This window comes from Scandinavium sp. (genome assembly GCF_036271055.1).
Lineage (GTDB): Bacteria > Pseudomonadota > Gammaproteobacteria > Enterobacterales > Enterobacteriaceae > Scandinavium.
The window spans coordinates 216,804-227,957 of sequence record NZ_DATBBJ010000063.1 but is presented as its reverse complement, the minus strand read 5'-3'; the positions used below and the strand labels follow the sequence as shown (position 1 = coordinate 227,957).

The following is an 11,154-nucleotide window of genomic DNA, read 5'->3' as shown; positions in this document are numbered from 1 at the left end:
TGGTCGGCGAGAGAGGATCACTCGCCACTGCGTGGCTCGCCCTTCGGGCCGTTGCTGAAGCAACGTTCTCTCGCTGCGCTCGAGTCGAACCTCCTACCCCGGAGCTTCTCATCCTCATTTCCTACAGACGAAAAAAAACCTGCTTTAAAAAGCAGGTTTTTCGAATGTGGTCGGCGAGAGAGGATTCGAACCTCCGACCCACTGGTCCCAAACCAGTTGCGCTACCAAGCTGCGCTACTCGCCGAATGCGGAGCGCATCTTACTGCTGAGATGCTAACCCCGTCAATCTCTTTTCGACAAAAGACAATCCGATTGGCGATAAACTCGCCGTTGATTTATTGGCCTTTTGCTGGAACATGGCACCAGTTGTTGTTCTCGTTAATCCCGCCGTCTGGCGAGGTGTAACCGAGACAACCCATGATGGTGTCATACAGTTCAACATGACGACGCGGTACTTTCATCTCGGCTTCTTTCTTCAACTGCGTAAACGCCTGTTGATGTGCCGGGTTTTCCAGATACTTATCGGACATCCACACCATCATCGGCACACGGAACTGTTCCGGTGGTGCCAGCATGCGCGGCGTGCCGTGCAGATGCTCTTTCTCGTTGATGGATTCGCCGTGATCCGCCGCATAGAACACAATCGCTTTTTTATCACGCAACTGGTCAAATACGCGGCTGATGAAGGTATCAACATACAGCACCGAGTTATCGTAGGCGTTAATCAATTCCTGCTTACTGCAGTCTTTGTTGATGCCGACACACTCCGGCTGCCACTTCGCAAAATCGCGTGTGTAGCGCTGGTAGTAGCTGTAATGCGACCCTTTAGTATGCAGAACAATGAGATGCTTGCCCTTAGGATGCCCCTCGAGCGACTGAGACACTTCGTTCAGCAGCAGCATGTCGTCCACGTCTTTGCCACGGTTACGCGGCTCTGCGCCAATCTGCTCGCGGTAAGCGATGTTGTCCGCCATGGTGTTGCTGTAGAACCACATTTCGCTCTGCATCGCGAACAAGTCTGAGCTAAATCCGAGCTGCTTCAGTACCGCAAACACGTTCTGCTCTTTAAGCGTACGCTGGGGATTATCATCCGCACCGCCCTGGCGCACAAACATGCAGCGCAGAGACAACTTGGTGGCCGTATCACAGGAATAGCCACGGTAGGCCGCCAGGTTTTTCTCCTGCGCCAGTTTCGGCGTGGTATCCCGGTCATAACCCAGAATGCCCATGTGATCCCAACGGGTGGTTTCACCGATGATAAACACTACATAGGTATCATCCAGGTCATTGCCCGGAGCAACATAGGTGAATTTTTTCGCCGGGTTGATGAGGGACTTGCTGTCTGAATTTTCATCGACCTGCGCCCAGGCATACAAGCCTAGCGCTGAAACCCAGTTCGAAGGCAAATACGAGTTAGCCACGACGCCGCCGTAGCTTGGCATATCAACACCGGTCGCTTTTTCTATTTTCTTCTGCTGCTGTTCCATCAGGCGAATCGGCGCCCACACCAGCAGGCCCGCCATCAGAACAACAGCGAGATTGCGCACGCGCTGGCCGCGGGTTCGAAGCTGGCGCAGCAAGGTATAGCGGCAGCGGTTGCTCCAGATAAGAAACAGCGGAGGCAAGCTTGACAGTACAGTCCACATCATCAGGCCACGCCCGACAACTTCTTTTGACAGGTCAATATCCGTCGTCATCACCGAGGCGACGATCCCGTAGCCAATCACCACATTCATGAACGTCATGTAATAGCTGGCTGCGGCGGAGATCACCACCACCAGCGAAGCAAGAACCTGCCACGGGCGACGACCAAAGAGAGATAACAAACGTAACAGGAAGAAGGTGACCAGCACCGAGCCGAAAACTTCTATGAGGGCAAAAACGCCATTTCTTGCCGTGAAATGTTCAAAATAGCCTAACAGTCTTCTGACCAATACCGCGCCGTTCAAAAACAGGCCGATATACATCGCAAGGAACAGACACAGCCGTTGTTGCGTTAATGATTTAATATAATTCATGCGTGCAAACCCTGGGAAAAGGGGTACAAAAAACCGACTTCGCTGTCGGATGACAGTAAGCAGATTAAGTAATTGCGTAAGGGACAGTTATCAGAAACGTCTATAAGCGCAACAAGTAGACCATAGCGGGGGGAAAAAGTGTCAGCAGGAAGTGTGATCCGGGCAATATTTACAAAAATAATGGCCCGGATGGAAGGATTTATTAGAGCAATGTGTTACGCATTGCTCTGAGAGGCGCTGAAACTCAGGCGTGCGCCTGTTGCAGCGCCAACGCTTTTGGTTGGCGAATGGTGGTCGACAGCGCCAGCGAAAGGATGAGCAGCGCGAAGATGACGCAGAAGGTGACGTAGAAGCCGCCGAACAGGGACGCAATGATCGAGCCGCAGATACTGCCAATCCCGAAGCCGAGGTAAATAACACCGTAGTTTTTCGCCAGATTATTCAGGCCAAAGAACTCACTGACCAGCGATGGGAACACGGTAATGGTGCCACCAAAGTTAAAGGCTACGCAGGCGATTGCCGCAAAGAAGGTCATCGCATTCAGCGGGGCAAACAGCAATGCCGCCATCCCAACCAGGGAAATGACCTGACCGATGGTGATAACGCGGATACGAGCGATCTTGTCAGACAGGATCCCGAGTACCAGACGGCCACTCAGGTTAGCGATGGAAATCACCGTCACCGCATTCGCGGCAGTCATGACGTCCAGATGAACCATGCCCTGTGCAATATCTTTCGCCACACCGATGACATACAGACCGCTCATGCAGGCGGTGAGGAACATTACAGCCAGCATCCAGTACTGCGGTTTACGCATCGACTGCGCCAGCGTGAAGTCGTTCTCTACCACGCCGTTGGTGGTTTTCACTTCCTGCTGCGGCGCGTCTTTCATCAATGTCGCCCCGAAAACAATCATCACCAGCACAATCGCGCCCCAAATGATGAAGGTTTTCTCAAGACCTACAGTCGCGAGCAGTTGGCTGTCGATAAATTTAAAACCAAGACTGCCGAGACCATACGCGCCGATAGAAAACGCAGAGATCAGCCCTTTACGCTCCGGGAACCATTTCACGCAATTCGACAGCGTCAGCAGATAACCCGCGCCATCGGCCAGACCCACCAGCAAACCCGCGCTCAGCCACAGCATCATCAGGCTATTGGCATGTGCGGTAAGGAAGAAACCGACGCCGAGCAGGATCCCGGAAGCCATCGTCACGCGCTTCACGCCAAAACGCTCTTGCAGTTTACCGGCGACAGAAGAAGAGAGTGCCAGACCGAGGCTCAACAAACCGAAGGAAAACGCGACCTGACTGACTGGTGCATCCAGTTTGTTGGAAAGCGCGCCGTTGAACAGGCTCCAGGTATAAACCGAACCCAGCGCGAACTGAGTAATGATGGTCCCGAACAGCGTCAGCCAACGGGTAGAAGGACGGATTGCAGCGTTCATCGCTATTTTGCCTTTTAAAAATTAACTGCGGCTAAAATAACGAAGTGCATTCCATGCAGGGGTAAAAAAGGCATGAACTGCCGTCAGTACGGAATGAAATGCATTGAAAGCAGAATGAATGGCATTGCCGAAATGAAAAAAATCGAAAAGTTAGCGGTAACTATCACGCTAAGCCTTGTCACTACTGTAAACAAACGGAATTAGAAATGTTTTTCGAACGATATTGAATTGTTAAAAACGCGCGCTTACACCCATGATATACAGATAATTCGCCCCTTCGCTCAAATTATCAGCCTGAGAAAGCGACGCATAGGCCGCAATATGCGGATTCAACAACATATCCGCGCCTAACGTCACATCCACCCAATTGCCATCCTGCGTTGAGGTTGGTGTGCGATTTAAACCTGACTGCGATTTCCACTGGTTCTCGCCAAACTGCTGGTTGTAGCTGATTTGCGCCCAAGGATGCACGCCCCACAGCGGTTGCGAATCCACGCGCCAACCCAGCGTACTGACACTGGCATGCCACAACGGATCGGTCAGCGCCGTGGTGCTGGTGCCGCTGTCGCCAAATTCATTCCATACCGATGTGGCCGAACCGTCATAATGCCAGCTCGCCACCGGTCCGGTCGAAAACAGCAGACTCAGTGGAATATTCCAGCCCACACTCAGCGTACGAGTCGCATCCAGAGGTGTATCATCGGGTTGATTCATAGCAACGCCGGGCTGTGTTTGCGCCGCGTCTATACGCTCCGCAAGAATATCGTCATAACGTGGTTGGTGATCGCTATCCCAGGTATAGCGTTCAGGGGTATTACTTTGTGGGTCAGTAACGATATATTCCTGTTGCCAGGCAAATGCTGATGTCACAAAAGACATCCACACAAAGACAGATGCCGGGTATAGACCACCCCGGAAGCCAATGCATTTCTGAATTATCATTTTTTTGCGACTCCGAAAGAGCCAAAACCGGCATTGTTGTTATGATTTTTTACGCGATTGCGTATTACTAAATATTGTCATTTTATTTCTGTCGTCAAGGCAGGTTGAACATTTCTTCATCGACATCAAAAAAGTGGGAGAATCAGATGGAACGTTGCGGTTGGGTAAGTCAGGACCCGCTTTACATGGCCTATCACGATAGCGAATGGGGCGTCGCCCAGCGGGATAATCAAAAGCTGTTTGAAATGATCTGCCTTGAGGGCCAGCAGGCGGGGCTTTCATGGATAACGGTGCTGAAAAAACGTGAAAACTATCGTCAGGCGTTTCATCACTTCGACCCACTAAAAGTGGCGGCGATGACCGAAGAAGATGTTGAGCAACAGGTACAAAATGCCGGGATCATCCGTCATCGCGGGAAAATTCAGGCCATTATTGGCAACGCCCGTGCCTTTCTGGCGATGGAAGCGAACGGTGAACCGTTTGCCGATTTCGTCTGGTCGTTTGTCGATAATCAAACGCAGATCCGTCACGCCGCAACGCTTGCCGAAATCCCCACCAGTACTCCCGCGTCAGATGCACTGTCAAAAGCGCTGAAAAAACGTGGCTTTAAGTTTGTCGGCACCACTATTTGCTACTCCTTCATGCAGGCCTGCGGGCTGGTCAACGACCACGTCACCGGCTGCTTCTGCTACCCAGGGGGCGACGATGATCCGCAAATGGCAAAGTAGCGATCGCCGCCCGCTGTTAAAGCTGTGGCTGGAAAGCACCATCTACGCACACCCGTTTATTGAAGAAAGCTACTGGCACGAAAGTGAACCGCTTGTGCGCGACGTGTATCTGCCCGCCGCGCATACCTGGGTGTGGGAAGATGAAGGCGTTATGCAGGGGTTTATCAGCGTCATGGACCAGCGCTTTATCGGCGCGCTGTTTGTCGCGCCAGAGTGCATTGGTCGTGGAGTTGGCCGGGCGCTGCTCGCGTTTGTCTGCGATCGCTACCCGGATTTAAGCCTTGAGGTGTACCAGAAGAACAGCCGGGCGGTGAATTTCTACCATGCGCAGGGCTTCCGTATTGAAGACAGCGCATGGCAGGATGAAACCCGGCAACCGACCTGGATTATGCGTTGGCAGGCGGATCGAATGCTGTAAGCTCCAGCGCTGGTCCGTGGTATTTCTCCAGCCACACCAGCGCCGTATTCCCCGCACAACCGTTCCCCAGTTTTGAGCTGGGCAGATCTTTGGTCAGCACGTTGACCGCACCGTTTTTGCAGATACCACCGGCTTCACGATCCAAATCCGGCCACGCGCCTTCGTGCAGACAAATCACGCCTTCGCGAATACCCTCGGTCACCACCGCGCCCGCCAGCACTTGCCCGCGTCCATTCCAGACTCTGACCAAATCGCCATTGGCAATTCCGCGAGCTTGAGCGTCTTTTGGATGGAGCGTCAATGGTTCACGCCCCGCCACCGCATACTGCTCGCGCAGCGACGTGAAATTCAGTTGGCTATGCAGACGGTGCGCCGGATGTGCCGACAACAATTGCAACTGCCCGCTCTGCGCATTGCCGTGCCACTCATCCGGTTCAAGCCAGGTCGGGTGACCGGGGCAATCGGCATAATTAAAGCCCGCAATCCGCTGTGAATAAATCTCGATTTTGCCACTGTCAGTTTTGAGCGGATTGGCGAGCGGATCGTCACGAAATGCCGCGAAGCGCACGAATTTGGCGTTCTCCTCACTCTCTGGCATTTCAATCAGCTCATTCGCCTCCCAGAATTGCTGGAACGGCGGCAGCGTCACTTGTTGGCTTGCGCCGCGCTGTCCGGCTATCTCATAGAACGTTTCCAGCCATTGCAGATCTGTTTTGCCCTCGGTATAGCGCTCGCGCCCGCCCGTTTCCCAGCGTTCACTGAGTTCCGCAAACACGTCCCAATCATCGCGCGCTTCATCGCGAGGCGGTACAATGCGTTTCATTGGCACCATATGCTGGTTGCTGTAGTCGCCGGTCATGGTCAAATCGTTACGCTCAAACGAGGTCGTGGCTGGCAGCACAATGTCTGCATGGCGCGCAGCGGCGGTCCAGAAACACTCCGAAATGACGATAAGTTCTGGCTTTTGCCAGGCACGGATCAGGCGATTAGTGTCCTGATGATGGGTAAAGTTCGCCCCGCCTGCCCACCAGACAAAGCGAATATCCGGGAAGTGTCGGTCCATGCCGTTGTGTTGATATGGCGCGCCGGGATTTTCCAGCGCTTCGACAATGCGCGCCACCGGGATTTTATCTACTGCGTCAGTGCCGCCCGCGATGCTGCCCTGCATTGATGCCAGCACTGCCGCGCGGCGCGTTGGGTTGCCGCCATTGGAAAAGTGATAAGAGAGGCCAAAGCCGCCACCCGGTGTGCCGATTTGCCCAAGCATCGCCGCCAGCGTCACCAGCATCCAGTGTTTCTGCTCACCAAACTGCTGACGCTGCATACCCCAGCCAGACATCAACATGGTGGTATTTTTATGGAATATATCTGCCAGTTCGCGGATTTTCGTCGCATCAATGCCGCAAATATCTGCCGCCCACTCGGCGGTTTTCGCTATGCCGTCACGCTCGCCGGTCAGGTATTCAGCAAAATGTTCATAACCGGTCGTGCAGCGTTCCAGGAACGCCGTGTCGTGCCAGTTGTTTTCCACCAGCGTATGGGCAATGCCGAGCATCAACGCAACGTCAGTGCCCATGTGCGGAGCCAGCCATTCCATCGACTCGCCGAAGAAATCGACGGTTTCCGATCGCATCGGATCGATGCAGATCAGGCGTTTGCCGCTGTTTCGCAACTTATCGAAAAACGTAATGCCCTGCTCGTCCGACGCATTCCAGGCAATTTTCAGGGTGTTAAGCGGGTTGGCGCTCCACAGCACCACGACGTCAGTATGTTCCAGAATCAGCGGCCAGCTGGTCTGCTGCTGGTAAACTTCATTGCCGCCGACGACGTAAGGCATAATCGCCTGCGCCGCCCCGGTGGAGTAATCCCCTAAATGCCCGGTATAACCCTCTGCCAGGCTCATATAGCGCTGTAACAGAGTGGCGGCTTTGTGCATCACGCCGACCGATCGCCAGCCATAGGAACCCGCGAAAATCGACGCCGGGCCGTGGGTTTCACGAATTCTTTTGTGCTGAGCGTGGATTAGATCCAGCGCTTCATCCCAGCTCACCCGCACAAACTCATCTTGCCCACGCACGCCCTGTGGATTACTCGGCGATGCGAGGAAACCTTTGCGCACCATCGGATAGCGCACCCGCGTTTTACTGTGCACCTGATCGCGCACCACGCTTTGCAGTGAGTTCTCGAAAGTGTCGGCAAGCGCGCCACGGGAAGAGAGCACGGTATCGCCCTCGGTTTCGACCAGCATTGGCCCCCAGTGGGCGGCAGTCAGAACGGTTTTTGTTGCAGATGAGTTGGCCAAAACAGGCTCCTGGTTAACGAAGGCAGGTGGTGCGACGGCGATTTTTTTCATCACTATTTTTATTTATTAATAAATTTCAGGAATGCTTTTGGAATTTTCTCCACAATCCAGCGTCATAATCAACCACCACGGTCACCGTGGCAAAGAATAAAAAGGATTAAGGAAATAAGATGAAAAAACGCGTAATCATGATTGCTGCAATGGTAAGCGGCGCGCTGGCCCTGTCAGGCTGTACCACCAACCCTTATACCGGCGAGCGTGAAGCGGGTAAATCCGGCATTGGCGCAGGCATCGGCGCGCTGGCGGGTGCAGGTATTGGCATGCTCTCTTCGTCGAAGAAAGATCGTGGTAAAGGCGCGCTGATTGGCGCAGCAGCAGGTGCTGCAGTCGGTGGTGGCGTAGGGTATTACATGGATGTGCAGGAAGCGAAACTGCGCCAGAAAATGCAAGGTACGGGCGTCAGCGTGACACGTAATGGCGACACCATCGTGCTGAATATGCCGAACAACGTCACCTTTGACAGCAGCAGCGCTAACCTTAAACCAGCGGGTGCTAACACGCTGACCGGCGTGGCAATGGTGTTAAAAGAGTACGAAAAAACCGCCGTCAACGTTGTGGGTTACACCGACAGCACGGGTGGCCAGGATCTCAACATGCGTCTGTCGCAACAGCGTGCGGATTCCGTCGCCAGCTCCCTGATTACTCAGGGTGTCGCAGCCAACCGTATCCGCACCACCGGTATGGGCCCGGCGAATCCGATCGCCAGCAACAGCACTGCTGAAGGCAAAGCGCAGAACCGTCGCGTAGAAATCACCCTTAGCCCGTTGCAGTAAACCGTATCTGCCCGGTTGCCTCCTGCAATCGGGCCATTTCTCTCTTCCCCCCGAAAATCTGGACTGGCATTTCAGTCCGGCGTTGGCTTACTCTGACTCCTAAGCCTGCTAACGATCAGCGCTACAGCTGAAGCCTTTCTTATGGAGATCAGAATGAAGCCGTCCGTTATTCTCTACAAAACGTTACCTGACGATCTACTGCAACGCCTCAACGCCCATTTCACGGTCACAACCCTACCGGATATCAGCGCGAATACGGTTCAGAACCATGCTGATGTGTTTAAAAATGCCGTCGGGCTGCTCGGCTCCAGTGAAACCGTCGATGCCGCTCTGCTCGACAAAATGCCTGCGTTACGCGCGGCTTCAACAATTTCAGTGGGCTACGATACCTATGACGTAGAAGCGCTCAACGCCCGTAAAGTGCTGCTGATGCACACCCCAACCGCCCTGACCGAAACCGTGGCCGACACGCTGATGGCATTGATTTTGAGCAGCGCACGCCGGGTGGTGGAAGTGGCCGAACGTGTAAAAGCCGGAGAGTGGACCAAAGGCATCGGCCCGGACTGGTTTGGCACCGACGTGCACCATAAAACCATCGGCATCGTCGGGATGGGCCGCATTGGGCTGGCGCTGGCGCAGCGCGCGCATTTCGGCTTCGGCATGCCGGTGTTATATAACGCACGCCGTCAGCACAAAGAGGCGGAAGAACGTTTTAACGCGCGCCATTGCAGTCTCGACACCTTGATTCAGGAAGCCGATTTTGTCTGTTCGATCCTGCCGCTGACCGAGGAAACTCGCCATCTGTTTGGCGCACCAGAGTTCGCCAAAATGAAATCCTCGGCTATTTTTATTAACGCCGGGCGTGGTCCGGTAGTAGATGAAAATGCGTTAATCGCCGCGCTAAAAGCCGGTGAAATTCATGCCGCAGGTCTGGATGTATTCGAACAGGAACCGCTGCCCGTCTCGTCTGAATTGCTTACACTGCCGAATGTCGTGGCGCTGCCACACATTGGCTCTGCCACCCACGAGACACGCTACAATATGGCGGCCACAGCGGTAGACAATCTTATTGCTGCGCTGAAAGGCAATGTGGAGAAAAACTGCGTCAACCCGCAGGTCGCGTAAAGCCCTCACCGGCCCGGCGGCGCAGGCTGACCGGGCAATTTCCCCGCCTCTTACAGCGACAGAAAACCACTCACAGGTTTGACTATGCGCTTACTCGCCGTTTTTACCGCCCTGACTGCATTGCTGATTTTTCCGTTCGCCCATGCAGAACCTATATCGCGAAATGGCTGGGTCGCCAGTTGGACCGCCAGCCCACAAGCCATATGGGGCAAGGACTTCGCCTTTCCCACCAATATTCCTGCTGTGATTGAAGGCCAGACCCTGCGCCAGGTGGCCCGCATCAGCCTTGGCGGAAAAAAAGTCCGGCTGGTGTTTTCCAATGCGTATGGGAAACAGCCGCTGAAAATTGGTGCGGCCACGGTGGCAGTGACAGATAAAGCGTCGTCGATGCAAACCGCGACACTGAAAACAGTCACATTTAGCGGAGAAACATCGGCCACGATCCCTCCTGGCGCACCGCTACTCAGTGACCCGCTGGATTTGCCCGTGAACGCCTTATCGCACATGACCGTCAGCACGTTTTTACCGGATAACACACCGACCACCACTTTCCATTGGGATGCACGGCAAACGGCCTGGCTGGCGGCAGGTAATCAGGTATCTGCACCCACGCTCACTTCTGCCACCGCGATGACCACCCGCACATTGCTGACCGGCATTGAAGTGCAAACGGCACAGCCCGAGCCGCAGGCGATCGCGGTGATTGGTGATTCGATTACCGACGGGGACGGCGTAAGCGTAGATTCCGACGCGCGCTGGCCTGATTTCCTGGCACAGCGCCTCGCCCCAAAAGGCATCGCGGTGATTAACGCAGGGATTTCCGGTGGACGGTTACTTTCAGATCAAATGGGCGATAACGCCGTGGCGCGGTTTGCGCGGGATGTTCTGGACCAACCCGGCGTGCGCACTGCCATCGTGCTGATTGGCATCAACGACATTAGCTGGTCAGGCACGATTTTCGCGCCCGACGCACCACTTCCGACACTGGAATCCTTGCAGATGGGCTATCGCCAGCTTGTCGCTCAGGCGCACCGCCGTGGCGTAAGGATAATTGGCGTGACACTGACACCGTTTGAAGGTGCGCTGCACGATTCCCCGGTTCACGGCTATTACACCGCAGACAAAGACGCGCTGCGTCAGAAGCTCAACGCCTGGATCCGCGACAGCGGAACGTTCGATGCGGTGATTGATTTTGATAAATACGCAGCCGATCCCGCTCATCCCTTACGTTTAGCGCCAGCCATCGATTCCGGCGACAGTCTGCATCCGGGTGATGCGGGTAATCGTATGCTTGCAGAGAAAATTCCGCTGGAAGTGCTGATGTCGTCAGGGAAGTAAAAC

9 protein-coding genes, 1 tRNA gene and 1 other RNA gene are annotated in these 11,154 nt (G+C 54.4%); 5 read left to right on the top strand and 6 right to left on the bottom strand.

Features of this window, described 5'->3' with window-relative positions:
- The 5 genes from VH187_RS11560 to VH187_RS11540 all read right to left on the bottom strand — a co-directional run bounded on the left by VH187_RS11560 (nucleotide 1) and on the right by VH187_RS11540 (nucleotide 4,407).
- Nucleotides 1–133, bottom strand: a non-coding RNA gene (locus tag VH187_RS11560) — RtT sRNA.
- Between the two features lie 34 nt (nucleotides 134–167).
- Nucleotides 168–244 (bottom strand) — tRNA-Pro (locus tag VH187_RS11555).
- A 91-nt stretch (nucleotides 245–335) separates the two neighbouring features.
- Nucleotides 336–2,018: a kdo(2)-lipid A phosphoethanolamine 7''-transferase gene (gene eptB, locus VH187_RS11550; protein ID WP_329701591.1), complete on the bottom strand. Its 1,683-nt coding sequence runs from the start codon at nucleotides 2,016–2,018 to the stop codon at nucleotides 336–338.
- A 244-nt stretch (nucleotides 2,019–2,262) separates the two neighbouring features.
- Nucleotides 2,263–3,465, bottom strand: coding sequence for an L-lactate MFS transporter (locus VH187_RS11545; RefSeq protein WP_329701590.1), 1,203 nt, complete (start codon nucleotides 3,463–3,465; stop codon nucleotides 2,263–2,265).
- A 231-nt stretch (nucleotides 3,466–3,696) separates the two neighbouring features.
- A complete protein-coding gene (locus VH187_RS11540) occupies nucleotides 3,697–4,407 on the bottom strand; it encodes an autotransporter domain-containing protein (protein ID WP_329701589.1) in 711 nt (236 codons plus the stop codon).
- Nucleotides 4,408–4,553: 146 nt separating this feature from the next.
- Here VH187_RS11540 and tag point away from each other — a divergent pair, with 146 nt between their 5' ends.
- The gene (gene tag, locus VH187_RS11535) at nucleotides 4,554–5,135 is read left to right on the top strand and encodes a DNA-3-methyladenine glycosylase I (protein ID WP_329701588.1); all 582 of its coding nucleotides are present in this window, start codon (nucleotides 4,554–4,556) and stop codon (nucleotides 5,133–5,135) included.
- On the top strand, nucleotides 5,113–5,553 hold the full coding sequence (locus VH187_RS11530; RefSeq protein ID WP_329701587.1) for an N-acetyltransferase: 441 nt from the start codon (nucleotides 5,113–5,115) through the stop codon (nucleotides 5,551–5,553). Before tag ends, VH187_RS11530 begins: the two co-directional genes overlap by 23 nt.
- On the opposite strand, the gene VH187_RS11525 is transcribed toward VH187_RS11530, so the two are convergent.
- Nucleotides 5,522–7,855: a molybdopterin guanine dinucleotide-containing S/N-oxide reductase gene (locus tag VH187_RS11525; RefSeq protein WP_329701586.1), complete on the bottom strand. Its 2,334-nt coding sequence runs from the start codon at nucleotides 7,853–7,855 to the stop codon at nucleotides 5,522–5,524. The genes VH187_RS11530 and VH187_RS11525 overlap by 32 nt on opposite strands.
- A gap of 170 nt (nucleotides 7,856–8,025) precedes the next feature.
- Between VH187_RS11525 and VH187_RS11520 the strand changes: the two genes are divergently transcribed.
- The 3 genes from VH187_RS11520 (at nucleotide 8,026) to VH187_RS11510 (ending at nucleotide 11,151) form a co-directional block, all read left to right on the top strand.
- Complete coding sequence (locus VH187_RS11520) at nucleotides 8,026–8,688, top strand: OmpA family lipoprotein (protein ID WP_329701585.1); 663 nt, start codon at nucleotides 8,026–8,028, stop codon at nucleotides 8,686–8,688.
- A gap of 153 nt (nucleotides 8,689–8,841) precedes the next feature.
- Entirely contained in the window at nucleotides 8,842–9,813 is a 972-nt protein-coding gene (gene ghrB, locus VH187_RS11515; protein ID WP_329701584.1) for a glyoxylate/hydroxypyruvate reductase GhrB, read from the top strand.
- Nucleotides 9,814–9,897: 84 nt separating this feature from the next.
- Nucleotides 9,898–11,151 carry an SGNH/GDSL hydrolase family protein gene (locus VH187_RS11510; protein ID WP_329701583.1) on the top strand — a complete coding sequence of 418 codons (1,254 nt, stop codon included), beginning with the start codon at nucleotides 9,898–9,900 and terminating at the stop codon, nucleotides 11,149–11,151.
- Nucleotides 11,152–11,154 lie beyond the last annotated feature (3 nt).

What these genes read in the sequence shown, in the direction of transcription:
- eptB (WP_329701591.1), bottom strand. Translation starts at nt 2,018, where the DNA reads ATGAATTATATTAAATCATTAACGCAACAACGGCTGTGTCTGTTCCTT.
- VH187_RS11545 (WP_329701590.1), bottom strand. Translation starts at nt 3,465, where the DNA reads ATGAACGCTGCAATCCGTCCTTCTACCCGTTGGCTGACGCTGTTCGGG.
- VH187_RS11540 (WP_329701589.1), bottom strand. Translation starts at nt 4,407, where the DNA reads ATGATAATTCAGAAATGCATTGGCTTCCGGGGTGGTCTATACCCGGCA.
- tag (WP_329701588.1), top strand. Translation starts at nt 4,554, where the DNA reads ATGGAACGTTGCGGTTGGGTAAGTCAGGACCCGCTTTACATGGCCTAT.
- VH187_RS11530 (WP_329701587.1), top strand. Translation starts at nt 5,113, where the DNA reads ATGATCCGCAAATGGCAAAGTAGCGATCGCCGCCCGCTGTTAAAGCTG.
- VH187_RS11520 (WP_329701585.1), top strand. Translation starts at nt 8,026, where the DNA reads ATGAAAAAACGCGTAATCATGATTGCTGCAATGGTAAGCGGCGCGCTG.
- ghrB (WP_329701584.1), top strand. Translation starts at nt 8,842, where the DNA reads ATGAAGCCGTCCGTTATTCTCTACAAAACGTTACCTGACGATCTACTG.
- VH187_RS11510 (WP_329701583.1), top strand. Translation starts at nt 9,898, where the DNA reads ATGCGCTTACTCGCCGTTTTTACCGCCCTGACTGCATTGCTGATTTTT.